The 14,578-nt window shown below is 73.1% G+C and carries 10 protein-coding genes; 8 read left to right on the top strand and 2 right to left on the bottom strand.

The window, feature by feature from the left end; genetic code table 11:
- Positions 1 to 84 precede the first annotated feature (84 nt).
- Complete coding sequence (locus ACFYE1_RS09860; RefSeq protein ID WP_387742295.1) at positions 85 to 1,578, top strand: DHA2 family efflux MFS transporter permease subunit; 1,494 nt, start codon at positions 85 to 87, stop codon at positions 1,576 to 1,578.
- Between the two features lie 19 nt (positions 1,579 to 1,597).
- Here the strand turns inward: ACFYE1_RS09860 and ACFYE1_RS09855 are convergent, their stop codons facing one another.
- Positions 1,598 to 2,212 (bottom strand): cyclodeaminase/cyclohydrolase family protein, encoded by a 615-nt coding sequence (locus tag ACFYE1_RS09855; protein ID WP_387742293.1) that lies wholly within the window; start codon positions 2,210 to 2,212, stop codon positions 1,598 to 1,600.
- A gap of 228 nt (positions 2,213 to 2,440) precedes the next feature.
- Here ACFYE1_RS09855 and ACFYE1_RS09850 point away from each other — a divergent pair, with 228 nt between their 5' ends.
- The 7 genes from ACFYE1_RS09850 (at position 2,441) to ACFYE1_RS09820 (ending at position 13,467) form a co-directional block, all read left to right on the top strand.
- Positions 2,441 to 2,692 carry a hypothetical protein gene (locus tag ACFYE1_RS09850; protein WP_387742291.1) on the top strand — a complete coding sequence of 84 codons (252 nt, stop codon included), beginning with the start codon at positions 2,441 to 2,443 and terminating at the stop codon, positions 2,690 to 2,692.
- A gap of 82 nt (positions 2,693 to 2,774) precedes the next feature.
- Positions 2,775 to 4,685, top strand: a complete 1,911-nt coding sequence (locus ACFYE1_RS09845; RefSeq protein WP_387742289.1) for a pyruvate kinase — start codon at positions 2,775 to 2,777, stop codon at positions 4,683 to 4,685.
- Positions 4,686 to 4,729: 44 nt separating this feature from the next.
- Positions 4,730 to 5,704, top strand: a complete 975-nt coding sequence (locus ACFYE1_RS09840; RefSeq protein ID WP_387742288.1) for an acyl-CoA thioesterase — start codon at positions 4,730 to 4,732, stop codon at positions 5,702 to 5,704.
- 106 nt (positions 5,705 to 5,810) lie between these two features.
- Positions 5,811 to 6,629 carry a di- and tripeptidase gene (locus ACFYE1_RS09835; RefSeq protein ID WP_387742286.1) on the top strand — a complete coding sequence of 273 codons (819 nt, stop codon included), beginning with the start codon at positions 5,811 to 5,813 and terminating at the stop codon, positions 6,627 to 6,629.
- Between the two features lie 173 nt (positions 6,630 to 6,802).
- The gene (locus ACFYE1_RS09830) at positions 6,803 to 7,798 is read left to right on the top strand and encodes a glycerophosphodiester phosphodiesterase (RefSeq protein WP_387742284.1); all 996 of its coding nucleotides are present in this window, start codon (positions 6,803 to 6,805) and stop codon (positions 7,796 to 7,798) included.
- Between the two features lie 112 nt (positions 7,799 to 7,910).
- The gene (locus ACFYE1_RS09825; protein ID WP_387742282.1) at positions 7,911 to 8,813 is read left to right on the top strand and encodes an FAD:protein FMN transferase; all 903 of its coding nucleotides are present in this window, start codon (positions 7,911 to 7,913) and stop codon (positions 8,811 to 8,813) included.
- Positions 8,814 to 9,399: 586 nt separating this feature from the next.
- On the top strand, positions 9,400 to 13,467 hold the full coding sequence (locus ACFYE1_RS09820) for a Pls/PosA family non-ribosomal peptide synthetase (protein ID WP_387742280.1): 4,068 nt from the start codon (positions 9,400 to 9,402) through the stop codon (positions 13,465 to 13,467).
- Between the two features lie 115 nt (positions 13,468 to 13,582).
- Here ACFYE1_RS09820 and ACFYE1_RS09815 read toward each other — a convergent pair whose 3' ends face one another.
- Entirely contained in the window at positions 13,583 to 14,290 is a 708-nt protein-coding gene (locus ACFYE1_RS09815) for an AfsR/SARP family transcriptional regulator (protein ID WP_387742278.1), read from the bottom strand.
- Positions 14,291 to 14,578: the final 288 nt, after the last annotated feature.

Raw genomic sequence — 14,578 nt, 5'->3', positions numbered from 1 at the left:
TTGTCACTTCCCGGACGGGAATGAACCGGGGCGCGGGGCGGCTGCACCGGTGTATCACTGTTGCGTCCCGAAGGATCCCCGCCCATGACCCCCGACGTCCCCGTGTCCGAGACCACGCCGGCCCCCGCCCCCGCCCCCTCCGCCGGTGTCCCGGACCCCGGCGTCGTCGCGGACACCGACCACTCCGCCCGCAACCGACTGGTCATCGGGCTGCTGCTCGTCTCCACGTTCGTGGTGATCCTCAACGAGACGATCATGGGCGTGGCGCTGCCCCGTCTCATGTCCGACCTCTCCGTCACGGCAGTCGCCGGCCAGTGGCTCACCACCGCCTACATGCTCACCATGGCCGTGGTCATCCCGGTGACGGGGTTTCTGCTCCAGCGTCTGCACACCCGGCCCGTGTTCCTGACCGCCATGACCCTGTTCAGCCTCGGCACCCTCGTCTGCGCGGCCGCGCCCGGGTTCGGGACTCTGCTCGCGGGGCGGGTGGTGCAGGCCGGCGGCACCGCCATCATGATGCCGCTGCTGATGACCACGGTCCTGACCCTGGTGCCGCCGGCCGCGCGCGGGCGGGTCATGGGCAACATCTCCATCGTCATCTCGGTCGCCCCCGCCGTGGGACCCACCATCTCGGGCGTCATCCTCAGTGTGCTCGAGTGGCGGTGGATGTTCATCCTGGTGCTGCCGATCGCGGTGGGCTCCCTACTGCTGGGTGCCTGGCGGATGCAGAACGTCACCGAGCCGCGTCCGGCGCCGCTGGACGTGGTCTCGGTGGTGATCTCGGCCCTGGGCTTCGGCGGCCTCGTCTACGGCCTGAGCACGTTCGGGGAGGGCGGGGACGCCGCCGTCCCGGCCGGGGTGCCGCTCGCGCTGGGCGTGGCGGCGCTGGTCGTGTTCGTGCGGCGCCAGACGCGGCTGCAGCGCGCGGACCGGGCCCTGCTGGACCTGCGGACCTTCCGGTCCCGGGTGTTCACGATGTCCACGGCGGTGCTCGCCGTCAGCATGATGGCCCTCTTCGGCACGCTGATCGTGCTGCCCATCTACCTGCAGACCGTGCACGGCCTCGACCCCCTGGGCACGGGCCTGCTGCTGCTGCCCGGCGGGCTCGTCATGGGCCTGCTCGCGCCCGTCGTCGGGCGGGTCTACGACCGTGCGGGACCCACCGTGCTGCTCGTGCCGGGCTCCGTCCTGCTGAGCGCGTCCCTGTGGTACCTCGCCTCCACCTCGGGGGCCACGCCCGTCCCGATGGTCCTGCTCGCCCACGTGGTGCTCAGCACGGGCCTGGCCCTGATGTTCACCCCGCTGTTCACCGCCGGCCTGGGCTCCCTGCCGACACGCCTGTACTCGCACGGCTCCGCCATGGTGGGCACCCTGCAGCAGGTGGCGGGGGCCGCGGGCACGGCCTTGTTCGTGACGGTGCTGACCCTCGGCGCCGCCGGCGCCACGGCCTCCGGGGCCTCGGCTCTCGAGGCCACCGAGGCAGGCGTGCGGAGCGCCTTCCTGTGCGGCGCGGTCATCTCCCTGCTCGCCGTCGTCGGATCCTTCTGGGTGCGCCGGCCGGCCGCCGCGGGCGGCTGACAGGCCGCGGGCCCGGTCCTCAGCCCTGGACGCGCTCGCGGATCCGTCGCGTGAGGTCCGTGGCGTCCTCGACGGCCTGCTCGCCCTGGGCCAGCCCCGAGCGCAGCTCCTCCCGGGTCGTGGCGTCCTTGAGGGAGCGGACGTTGATCTCGAGGGTGACCATGGCCGTGGCCACGGCGGCCCGGGCCGCCTCGGAGGCCGCCGCCACGTCACTGAGGACGTTGGGGTTGCACCAGCCGGTCAGCTCGCGGGCGAGTCCCACGACCTCGGCGCCCACTCCGATCAGCTCCCGCGGGGGCTGCGCGGCGCCGGCCGTGGCCTCCTGGACCGCCCGCGAGCGTTCCGCCTTCTCCTCGTCGGTGCCCTTCGGCAGGGCGTAGGCGGCCGAGAGCGCGCCGAAGGCCTCGGCGTCGGCGTCCGCCAGACCCAGCGCGCGTGGGATCAGCTCCTCGGCGCGGTCGGCCGTGTGCTCGGCCCGGTCCGCGTGCTCGGACCCCGTGGAGTAGCGGGCGGACATCGCGAGCAGGGCCGCGCCCAGCGCCGCCTGCAGGGCCCCCGCGGCGCCGCCGCCGGGGGCAGGCTCGCCCGAGGCCATGCGCTCCACGTAGGCACTGACGTTCTCCGAGCTGATCACAGCGTTTCCTTCCGGTGGCGGGACCTGCGGCCGCCGCGGGGGCGGGCGCAGGCGGTGTCGTCCGCACGAGCCTAGCCCTCCGCCGCTCCCCGTGATGAGTCTCACAGCCGCGGCGGGACGATGGCACAGTCCGGCCATCGCCCGGAAACGTGCCGGCCACATCGGCGGACGACCCTGGAGCAGTCCGAGGGCACCTCCCCGGACCCGACCCCGAGAGGAAGCGCCGCCATGACGACCCTCGAAGCGACGACCGTCGACACGATCCCTGATGACACGTGGGTCCACGACCCCGCCCGGATCCGGCCCGGCGACCGGATCGAGGTGTGGGAGCAGGACCACCTCCGCCACGTCGGCACCGTGGGCCAGTGCGCGCCCCATCTGAGACTGCTCTGGATCCTGGAGGCCGGCACGGGCTCCCGCCGGCTGATCCCCGTCCACGGCTACCGCCTGCGCCTGTCCCCGTCCGCTCGCGCCGCCTGATGCCCCTGTTCCCTCGCGTTCAGCCGCCGTTCGCCCGGACCGACTACGGTCGGCGCTGACAGCAGGGCGGACGAGGAGGATCATGGGGAGTCAGCAGATCGACGGCGGTCGCGGCCGGGCAGCACCCGGCCGCGGCGGCGGGAGGGAGGACGGCATGGCGGTGACCGCACGGCAGGAGTGCGCCGCGCAGCTGCACGACCGGGTCGCGGACCTCGTCGAGGTGGTGCTCCGGGCCCGCCGGGCAGCCGTGCCGCAGCTCGAGCGCGTGAATGCCCGCCACCGCCGGTCCGCACTGAACCTCGTGGACTACGTGGCCGTGCGCAGCCAGGACGTGCGGGAGCTGCAGCGGGACCTCAGCGGCCTGGGCGTGTCCTCCCTGGGACGGATGGAGGCCGGGGTGATGAGCCACCTGGGCGCCGTGCTGGAGACCCTCCGCGTGCTCGCCGGCCGGGCGGACGAGGGGGTCAGGACCCCTGGTCCCGAGTTCGACGAGCCCGACGAGCCCGGTGTGTCCGGTGCGGAGGTGCTGCGCCGGAACACCGCGGCCCTGCTCGGCCCCGGCCGGGAGGGGCGCAGCACCCGGATCATGGTCACCTTCCCGTCTGAGGCCGCCCAGGACCCCCGGCTCGTCCAGGACATGGTCCGTGCCGGGATGGACGTGGCCCGGATCAACTGCGCCCACGACGGCCCCGAGCAGTGGGCGGCGATGATCGGCCACGTCCGCGCGGCCGAGCAGTCCCTCGGCCGCGAGGTCCGCGTGGCCATGGACCTCGCGGGGCCCAAGCTGCGCACCGGGCCGATCGAGCCGGGACCGCAGGTCGAGAAGATCAAGCCCACCCGGGACAGCAGCGGCCGGGTGACCGCCCCGGCCCGTCTCTGGCTGGGCGAGGCGGATCCGGCGGTCGACGACGACGCCCCGGCCGTGCCCGTGGCCGGCGCCGCCTGGACCGCGGCCCGCATCCCGGGGGAGAGGCTGCGGCTCAAGGACGCGCGCGGCTCCGGCCGGACGCTGCGGGTGCTCGAGGCCACCGGGCCCGGTGTGCTCGTCGAGTGCTCCAAGACGGTGTACTTCGCCACGGGGCTGTCCGTGCGGGCCGAGGACGGAACGGAGGGCGTGCTCGGCGAGCTGCCCGCCGTCGAGCAGTCCCTGCGCGTGCGCGCGGGGGACACCGTGGTGCTGACCCGGGACCTCACGCCCTCCCCGGCCCCAGCCGAGGGCCCCTTCCGGATCGGCTGCTCCCTGCCCGAGGTGTTCACGGACGCCCGGGACGGGCAGCCCGTGTGGATCGACGACGGGAAGATCCGATGCCGGATCACCTCCGTGGAGCCCGACGAGATCGCGCTGGAGGTGCTCCAGACCGGCCCCGACGGCACCCGGCTCAAGGCCGAAAAGGGCATCAACCTGCCCGAGACGGACCTGCGCCTCTCCGCGCTCACCGACGAGGACCGCTCGCACCTGCCGTTCGTGGCCGAGCACGCCGACATCGTGAACATGTCCTTCGTGCGCTCGCGGGAGGACGTGACCGACCTGCTGCGGGAGCTCGAGCGTATCGGCAGCACCGCCCTGGACGTCACCCTCAAGATCGAGACCGTGGGTGGTTTCGAGTCCTTGCCCCCCATGCTCCTGGAGGCCATGCGGTGGCAGGACGTGGGCGTCATGATCGCCCGCGGGGACCTGGCGGTCGAGGCCGGGTTCGAGCGGATGGCCGAGGTGCAGGAGGAGATCCTGTGGCTGTGCGAGGCGGGGCACGTGCCGGTCGTCTGGGCCACCCAGGTCCTCGAGTCCCTGGCCAAGAAGGGCCTGCCCTCCCGGGCCGAGGTCACGGACGCGGCGATGGGCCAGCGCGCCGAGTGCGTCATGCTCAACAAGGGTCCGTTCGTGGTGGACGCGATCGAGGCCCTCGACGACATCCTCGTGCGGATGGAGGGGCACACCCGCAAGAAGTCGGACATGCTCCGCCGGCTCAACGCGTGGGCGCCGCTCGCCGAGTGAGCCGTGGCGCCGGCGATGCCGTGACCCGTGCCACACTGGGGGGCATGGCCGCACGCGACACCGCTGTTCTCCGCTTCCTCGCCGCCCCGACCGACGCGGGGCGCACCGGCACCGTGGACGGTGGGCGCGTCCTCGAGTGGATCGACAAGGCCGCGTACGCATGCGCCGTGGGCTGGTCCCGGGCGTACTGCGTCACGGCGTACGTGGGCAACATCCACTTCGACCGCCCGGTGTGCGTGGGGGACATGGTCGAGGTCTCCGCCAAGATCGTGCACACCGGCCGGTCCTCGATGCACATCCGGGTGGAGGTGGCCTCCGCGGACCCCCGCGAGCACGGGGTGACGCTCAAGGACACGTGCCTGATCATCATGGTGGCCGTGGACGGGGACGGCCGGCCCACCCCCGTCCCGCAGTGGACGGCCGAGACGGAGCACGAACGGCAGCAGTCGGCCATCACGCAGCAGCGGATCGAGCTGCGCAACAGCATCGAGTCGCTGATGGCCGAGCAGCGGTACACGGACGAGGGCACGGCCGACGAGACCGTGCTGCGCTTCCTCGCCGCCCCCGCGGACATCAACTGGGGCGGGAAGGTGCACGGCGGCACGGCCATGCGCTGGATCGACGAGGCCGCGTACGTGTGCGGGGCCCGGTGGGCGGGCCGCCCGGTCATCGCCGTCTACGCCGGGGGCGTGCGGTTCTACCGGCCCATGCACATCGGCCACCTCGTGGAGGTCCGGGCGCGGCTCATCCACACCGCGGCCCGCGGCCTGCACATCTCCGTCAACTGCTGGTCGGGGGACCCCGCGACCGGTGAGCTCGCGCTGACGACCAACTGCCTCATGGTCATGGTCGCCCTCGACGACGAAGGGCACGCCCTGCCGGCCCGGCAGTGGCAGCCGGTGAGCCAGGAGGACCGGGACCTGGACGCGTTCGCCCGGGAGCTGGTCCGGCTGCGCGCCGAGTTCCCGGACTCCTTCCAGCGGGTCGACCCCTCCGTCTCCCGGCTGCCCGGGAGCTGACCGGACCCTGTCCTCCGCCGTCGGCGAATCCCGGGACCCGGTCAGTGCGCTGTGCATATAGTGGGCCGAGACCCACCGTCCCGGCACCGCACAAGGAGAGCACGCCATGGACCTGAATCCCCTGAACAACGCGTTCGACGACGAGGGCAAGCCCAAGCCCGCCATGAACAAGCTCCTCGACACCGTGCTGCGCGTGCAGCGGCCCGTGGTCCTGGGCTTCGTCCGGAAGGAGCGCGCCGACCACCCCGACGAGACGCCCGAGCAGATCGCCAAGCGGCTCGAGAAGATCTACGTCCGGTCCGTGACGATGGGCGGCGGGGCCGTCGGCGCCACCGCCGTGGTCCCCGGCATCGGCACCGTCGCGTCCCTCGGCCTGTCCTCCTTCGCGGTGATCGGCTACCTCGAGGCCACCGCCCTGTACGCCCAGGCGATCGCCGAGCTGCACGGGGTGCACACCGAGGACCCCGAGAAGACCCGCACCATGGTCATGGCCCTCATGCTCGGCGAGGACGGCCGCCAGGTCATGAACCAGATCCTGGCCAGCGGCACCAAGGGCAGGGGCATGATGTCGTCCTGGGGCCTGATGCTGGGCAAGGACGACTCCAAGACCTTCGACGTCAGCCGGATCATCCGCAACATGTTCGTCAAGCGCTTCCTGCTCAAGCAGACCGGAGCCGTGTTCGGCCGCGCCCTGCCGTTCGGCGTGGGCGCGATCGTCGGCGGGGGAGCGAACCTGGCCATGTCCAAGCAGGTCATCTCCGCGACCCACGAGGCCTTCGGGCCGCTGCCCACGACGTTCCCCGCGGAGCTCGCCCCCGAGGAGCGGGCCCCCCGGTTCGACGACCGGAAGTCCCGGAAGGGCAAGCGGGACCAGACGGCCGACACGGTCGCCGAGGCCCGCGGCGAGATCGCCGGCGACCAGTAGGCCCCGCGCCGCGCTCCCGCACCATCCGCAGCACGACGACGCCCCGCGCCCCGCGGGGCGTCGTCGTCGTTCACGGCAGGTCCGCCCGGGCGTGGCCCCGCGTTCACCGCGTCTCCCTAGCGTGGTGCGTGAGCGGGGCCGACCGCGCCCCGCCCGACAGCCGAGGGAGCGCCGTGCGGCCGATCGTCTACGCGCACCGGGGAGCCAGCGCGGCCTACCCGGAGCACACCCGGGCCGCCTACGTGCAGGCGCTGCTGGACGGCGCCGACGGCGTGGAGTGCGACGTCCACCTCAGCCGCGACGGCCACCTCGTCCTGCACCACGACGCCCAGCTGGGCCGCACGAGCGACGGCCGCGGCCCCGTCTCCGCCCGCACGCTGGCCGAGCTGCGCCGCCTCGACTGGACCTCCTGGAAGGGCGTCCGCATCCCGCCGGGCCACGGTGCGCCGGACCGTCAGCTGCTCACCCTGCCCGAGCTGCTGGACCTGCTGCGGGGAGCGGGCCGGCCCGTGGGCCTGGCCGTGGAGACGAAGCACCCCAGCCCGTTCGGCCATCGGCTCGAGGAGGAGGTCCTGGGACTGCTGATGCGGGAGGGCTGGGACCCCGAGACCGGGCGGCTGGACGACGTCACGGTCTCGCTCATGAGCTTCCACCCCGACGCCGTCCGGCACCTCCTGGAGACGGTGCCCGCCCGGCACGTGTGCCAGCTGGTGGAGACGACCACCCGCCGCACCGTCGGGGACGGCCTGCGCGTGGGCCGCACGGCCGCGGCGGTGCTCCACGCCGGCATGCGGTTCGTGGTGCCTCCGGCGCTGCCCGTGATCTCGGCGGGCCTGGTGGACCTGGTGGGTCCGGGGCTGGACTTCGTCCGGGCCCGCCCTGACCTGGTGCGGCAGTGGCGGGCCGAGGGGCGCGTGCTGCGGGTCTGGACGGTCGACACCGCACGGGACGTGGACCTGTGCCGCGCGCTCGGCGTCCAGCAGCTCACAACGAACCGGCCGGCCGACGTGCTGCGCTGGGCGGGTGCGCCGGCCGGAGTGCCGCTCGGACTTCCGCTCGGCGTCCCGACGGGTCCGCCGACCGGGGTCCGGCTCGGCGTCCCGGCCGGCGCGCCGGCACCGGAGACCGTCGCGGGCTGGTCCCGGTGCGCGACGATGACGGTCGGGTAACGGGCGGTCACGTCACCGCCCGGCGGGACCCGGCGCGTATGCTCGTCAGCACCTGCCCGTGTCCCCCGCACACTATCGATGCTCGCCTCTCCCCCACCACCAGGAGACGGTCATGCCCGCCCCCGTTCCGCCCCGCGCCCCGGACGCCGGCGCCGTGCTCGCCCCCGCCCCGGACCTCCAGGCCGAGGCGCTCCGGCTCGCCGAGCGCGTGCGCCGCGAGGTCGCCCGGGCCGTCGCACCCGGGCGCATCGACTCGGAGCTGTCCCTGCTGAACCGGTTCGCCGAGCACGAGGACATCGACGTCGTCGTGGGACCCGTCCTGGCCGAGATCATCGCTGCCGCCCTGCTCGCCGCCCGCCTCACGAGCGGGCTCGCCGACCCCACCACCGGCGCGGCGGCCTGGCGGGCCCTGGACGGGCTCGCCCCGCACCCGGCGCCCGGCATCGGTCGCCTCGAGCTGGACGTGCCCACCCGGCGGCTGCGCATGGGCCGCGGCACGGTCCTGGACCTCGCGCCTGTCGCCGACGCGTGGGCGGCGGACCGCACGGTCCAGGTCTTCACGGAGGCGCACCCCGGCCACGCGCTGGTCGCCGAGGTCGGCGGAGCGTGCGCCGTGGGCGGGCCGCCCGCCGGGGCCGCAGCCCTCGTCGGCGCCGCGCCGACGGCACCGGCCGCGGGCCCCCGGAGCGGCGTGGAGCCCGGCGTCCGTGCTGCCCTCGTCGAGCGGGGACGGCGGGGTCTCGCCGTGGTGGAGAGCTCCGGGATCGTCCTGGTCAACCCGGTGACCGGCGCCGCCGCGACCAGCCCGTGGGACCGGGTCGTGGTCGCCGCGCAGAGCGCGGTGGAGGCCCAGGCCTACGCCCGCGCCGTGCACGTGCTGGGGCAGGACGCCCCCGGCTGGGTCGAGGCGTGCGGCGCCGACGGCGAGTTCACCGGGTCACGGCCCGGAAGCACCTTCCGCCGCCGGCTCAGGACACCGGGCTGGCCGGGGCGGACGGGCCGCGCGGCGGCCTGAGAGGCGCCGCCGGCACGACCGCCTGAGAAGCGCCCCTGGCACGACCGCCTGAGAAGCGCCCCTGGCACGACCGCCTGAGAAGCGCCGCCCTTGGGGGTCGTCGCCGGAGGAGCGTCCGCGGTGACCCGTCTGCGCCGACTGCTGGAGGACGCCGAGATCACGGTGCGGCGGAGCGGAAGACCCGGAAGCTGCTCGTGGACCCGGAGGACGTCCGCACCCCGGCGAGCGTTCACGAAAGGTAACACGGGGAATTCGCCTGTCCCCGGAGCTGTGGACGGGCCGACCGGCCTGCCACCCGACCCCGGCGAACGGCGTGTCCGGACGGAGGTCCCGCGGCCGGCGGCTCCCGGTTCGGGAACCGCGGAATTGCAGTCGGAAACGTCTCGATGGGCGAGATGAGAGCTGTGATGTTCACCACTGGAAACCGATCGGAGGCCGGCATCGCCCCCGGCAACTCCGGAGACGAACGCATCGATAACGCAAGAATAACGCCACCGTGACGGATCCGTGAGGAGGCCATAACACCCCGCTCCGTAGAACGGACTTGCCGGTAACACCGGTGTCCGTGCATCGAAAGGAGTTGGACATGACCTCAGTGCCACATCGCTCTCACCGCCGCGACAAGGCTGCGGCGGCAGAGCGCGTGCTGTGGGACGAGGCTGCAGCGAAGGAGGCCCCCACGGGAGCGCTTCCGTGGACGGAGCCCTCGACCCGAGGCGTCCGGAGCACGGAGACCAAGCCCACCCGGCTGCACCACTTCTTCGAGCGCAGCTGCGATCTCACCCCCGACGCCCAGGCGCTGTACGCCGACGGCCGGTTCTACACCTACGCGGAGCTCGACGAGCTCGCCAACCGCCTGGCCCACCTGATCGCCGGCTACGGGCTGGGTGCGGGCGACCGCGTCGGGATCCTGCTCCAGCGCTCGACCATGCTCTACGCGTCCCTCCTGGGGATCCTCAAGACGGGCGCCACCTTCGTCCCGATCGACCCGAACCTGCCCGCGGACCGCGTGCAGTTCATCGCCGAGGACTCGGACCTGTCGCTCATGCTGACCTCCGCCGAGTTCGTGGCCGTGGTCGAGGACGCGCCCGCCGACGTCGTCGACGTCGGCCGGATCGGCGAGCGGCTCCAGGAGGCGTCCGCGCACCGCCCGGCGCTCCGCCACGAGGGCGACCCCACGTGCTACATCATCTACACCTCGGGCTCGACCGGCCGCCCCAAGGGCGTCGAGATCGCGCACTCGAGCATCTGCAACTTCATCGAGATCGTGCCCCAGGTCTACGACGTCCGCGCCGAGGACCGCGTCTACCAGGGCATGACCATCGCGTTCGACTTCTCCATCGAGGAGATCTGGCCGACCTGGGCCGTTGGCGCCTCCGTGGTGGCCGGTCCCACCGACGACGCCCGCCTGGGACAAGGACTCGCCGAGTTCCTGCAGCGCATGGAGATCTCGGTGCTCTACTGCGTGCCGACCGTCCTGGCCACCCTGGAGCACGACCTGCCCCGCATCCGCAGCATCCTGGTGGGCGGTGAGGCGTGCCCCGCCGACCTCGTCGAGCGGTGGTCCACCCCCGAGCGCCGGATGCTCAACACCTACGGCCCCACCGAGGGCACCGTGACGGCGACGTGGGGCGAGCTGGCCCCCGGGCGGCCCGTGACCATCGGCAAGCCCCTGCCCACCTACGAAGTGCGGATCCTCGACGAGGACATGAACGAGGTCGGCGCGGGCGAGCCGGGCGAGATCTGCATCGCCGGCCCGGGTGTGGCCCGCGGCTACGTCAACCTGCCGCACGTCACCGAGGAGCGCTTCCGCCCGCACCCGGACGGACCCCGGGCCGGGCGGATCTACCGCACCGGCGACCTGGGCCGCTTCCTGCCCGACGGCGAGATCGAGTACCTCGGCCGCGCCGACAGCGAGGTGAAGATCCGCGGTCACCGTGCGGACCTGCAGGAGATCGAGAACGTGCTGCGCCGAGAGGACGCGGTGGCGGACGCCGCGGTGAGGCTCGTCTCCGGCGGCGACGACGTCGCGGCGTTCCTCACCCTGCGCGCCCCGGTGCGCGACGAGCGCGCCCTCTTCGAGCTGCTCCACGACTCCGTGGTCGCGGCGCTGCCCCCGTACATGGTGCCGTCCTTCTACGAGATCCTGCCCGCGATGCCGATGATGGTCAGCGGCAAGGTGGACCGGAAGAACCTGCCGGACCCCAGCACGCCCCGCTTCGTGACGACGATGGGCCTGGTCCCGCCGGAGACGGACACCGAGTGGGGGATCACGGAGGTGTGGTCAACGGTTTTCCGCATCCCCGAGGACCAGCTCTCCGCGGAGGCGGACTTCTTCATGGAGCTCGGCGGGCACTCGCTGCTCGCCGCGACCGCCACGTCCGAGCTGCGCCGGGCGCACCCCGACCAGGACATCTCGATCGCGGACATCTACACCTACCCGACCGTCCGGGACCTGGCACGCCACCTGGACACCGCCCCGGCGGCCGTCCCCGCCCTGGCCGCTCCGGACGACCGCCCCGCGCCGCTGCACCACACCAGCGGGCGCGTGGCGCTGTGCGGCCTCGCGCAGGTGACGACCATGGTCCTGGCGGCCATGCTCGTCGGCTCCCCGCTCGCCGCGGTCCTGTACTCCTACGGGGGGCAGTTCAGCTACTCCCTGATGTGGGACATGCTCCTCGTGGGCGTCCTGGTCTCGGTGCTCGCTCGCTTCTTCCTGCCGTTCCTCGGCTCGCGCGTGCTGGGCCGCCTCGTCAGACCCGGGCACCACGCCCTCTGGGGCCGGCAGTACTACCTGCTGTGGTGCATCGACGGGCTGACCCGCCTCTCGCCGCTCAACCTCCTGACCGGCACCCCGATGGCCGCCGTCTACCTGCGCCTGCTGGGCGCCAGGATCGGTCCGGACGCCCACGTGGGCACCGCCGCCATCGGTCTGCCCTCGCTGGTCACCATCGGTTCCCGCGCCAGCATCGGCTACAACTCCTCCGTACAGACCGCCCAGGTCGAGGAGGGGTGGGTGACCATCGCCCCGGTGCACATCGGCGACGACGCGTTCGTGGGGGCCAACGCCCTCCTGCAGCCGGGTACCCGGATCGAGGACGGTGCCCGCCTGGCGGAGCAGTCGCTGGCCTCCCGCAACCAGACGATCCCCGCCGGCGAGCACTGGCTGGGCTCCCCGGCCCGGCCCGGTGACGGCGACGACGAGCTGCTCGAGCGGATGGAGCGGCGCCCGCTGCCCAGCGGCCGCTGGCCCGCTCCGCTCGCGGCCGGGCTGCTCCTGGGCTGGATGGTCCTCGAGCTGATGCCCTTCGTCCTGGTGCTCCCGTCCTTCCTGATGATCTGGGTCGCGGCCCTGGAGTTCGGCGTCCCCGTGGGGCTCGCTCTCACCCCGGCGGTCGGCATCGTCTACGTGCTCACGGTCTGCGCCGTGGTCGCGGGCGGCCGGGCGATGGTCCTGCGCCGCACGCCCACCGGCATCCACCCCGTGCGCAGCGGGCTGGGCGTGCGCAAGTGGATGGCCGATCAGCTGCTCTCCACCAGCCTGGAGAGCACGAACGCCCTGTACGCCACGATGTACACCGTGCCCTGGCTGCGCGCCCTGGGCGCCAAGGTTGGCCCGCGCTCCGAGGTCTCCACGGTCGGCCACATCGACCCGGATCTCCTCACCCTCGGCGAGGGGAGCTTCGTCGCGGACATGGCCAGCGTGGGCAGCGCCGTCTACCACCACGGCCACCTGTACATGGAGCGCACCGTGGTGGGCGACCGCTCGTTCGTGGGCAACGCCGCGTTCGTGCCCTCGGGCACCCGGATGGGCGAGGGCTCCCTGGTGGGCGTCGCCTCGGTGCCGCCTGCTGACGTGCCGGACGGCACGTCCTGGCTGGGCTCACCGGCCATGTTCCTGCCGCGCCGCCAGGACAGCGGCAACTACGACGAGAGCCTCACCTTCCGGCCCACGCGCAGCAAGGTGGCAGCCCGTCTCATCATCGAGGCGCTGCGCATCACGGTCCCGCCGGCGCTGATCGGGCTGATCGGCTACCTGGGCCTGCTCGCGTCCGTGGCCCTGGTGCCCGAGCTGACGCTGCTGGGCTTCGTCGCCGTGCTGCCGCTGATCGCGCTGGCCACCGGTCTGACCGTGGTCCTCGCCGTGGTCGTCCTGAAGTGGGCGATCGTGGGCAGGTACCGCCAGCGCGTCGAGCCGCTGTGGGACAACTTCGTCCGGCGCAGCGAGTTCGTCACCGGCGTGTACGAGTCCGCGGCGGTTCCCGCTCTCGTCGGCGGCCTCGTGGGCACGCCCCTGATCGGTCCGGTCCTGCGCCTGTTCGGCGCGCAGATCGGGCGGCGGACCTACATCGGCACCACCTATCTGACCGAGTTCGACCTCGTCCACATCGGTGACGACGCCGCCGTCTCGACGGACGTGTCGCTGCAGACGCACCTCTTCGAGGACCGCGTGATGAAGATGTCCCACGTGGAGATCCTGCCCGGCGCGAGCGTCGGCGCGCGCTCGATTGTGCTCTACGACACGACGGTCGGCGCGGGCGCCTCGGTGGACGCACTGTCGCTGGTGATGAAGGGCGAGCAGCTGCTGCCCCACACCACCTGGCGCGGCATCCCGGTGCGGTCGGCCGCGGCCGCAGTGACCTCGGGACGATGACCAGGTCATGAACGCCGAGCCGGTGCCCCCGCAACCCGTTCCGGGGTCGCGGGGGCACCGTCCCTCCAACCACGGGACCGCTCCGGGCAGGACCGCTCCGGGCGGGAGCAGCGCGTCAGGCGCTGCGCATGTGGCCCATCAGCTGGGTGATCTGGGGGGACGGCGGCGCTCCGAGCTCGTCGGCCATCGTGCTGCAGAAGCTGCGGAAGGTCTGCAGGGCCGGAGCGTTGTTGCCCAGGCCCAGATCCGCCTCGATCGACACGCGGACCGCGCTCTCCCGCAGGGGGTCGAGGGCCCGGACGTTGTCGGCGAGCACGTGGGCACGGTAGAAGTCCCCGTTCTCCAGGGAGAGCCGGGCGAGGTGCTCCACGGCGTTCACGTACAGGGTCCGGAGCCGGTCCTGCTCGGCCATGACCCAGCCGTCGTACCAGCCGGGCAGCAGCTGGGCGCCGTCGGGGGACAGGAACCAAGGGTCCTCTGCCACGGGCGCCGTGGTGGACGCCGCCCGGTGCAGCGACTCGCGCAGCTCGTACAGGTCCACGGTGACCTGCTCCGCAAGGGCGATGTTGTTGCCCCGGGCCCCGACGGCCCCGGGCACCTGGCGCGAGATGTTGAAGACGGTGGTGCGCAGACTGCCCATCGCGCGCTCCGCGGTCCGGTCGGGCCACAGCAGCTCGCCGAGGAAGCGGCGCGGCTTGGGACCGAGGACGGCGAGCGCGGCCAGCAGGCGCTGCTGTCGGTGGCCCAGGGCCAGCACGGTGCCGTCGAGCTCGACCTCCACGTTGCCGAGAAGCCGCAGCCCGATCGAGTGTTCCCCATCCATTGTCATGATCCCCCACTGTCATGATCACTGTTCCCCGGTGCGCCCGGAGCCGGCCTTCCCCCGAAGGCCGTGGTCCGAGCACCGTCCTCTCCGGTCCCGCGGACCAGGATCCAGGTCCGCCGCGAGAGAGGCTTCAGGCACCGATGATCCCGGGAGACGGGCCATGAGTCAAAAGCGAACGCCCCGGGCGTGTCAAAAGCAAACAAAAAGCCAGGTGGCCGGCGCCCGACCCCGGGGAGGGTGGCGCCCAGCCCCACACCGTGGTACACGACCGATCCCCGGGCCGGC

The sequence above is a fragment of the Kocuria nitroreducens genome (assembly GCF_042879195.1).
Classification (GTDB): Bacteria; Actinomycetota; Actinomycetes; order Actinomycetales; family Micrococcaceae; genus Kocuria; species Kocuria nitroreducens.
This window is presented reverse-complemented; position numbering and strand designations above follow the sequence as displayed.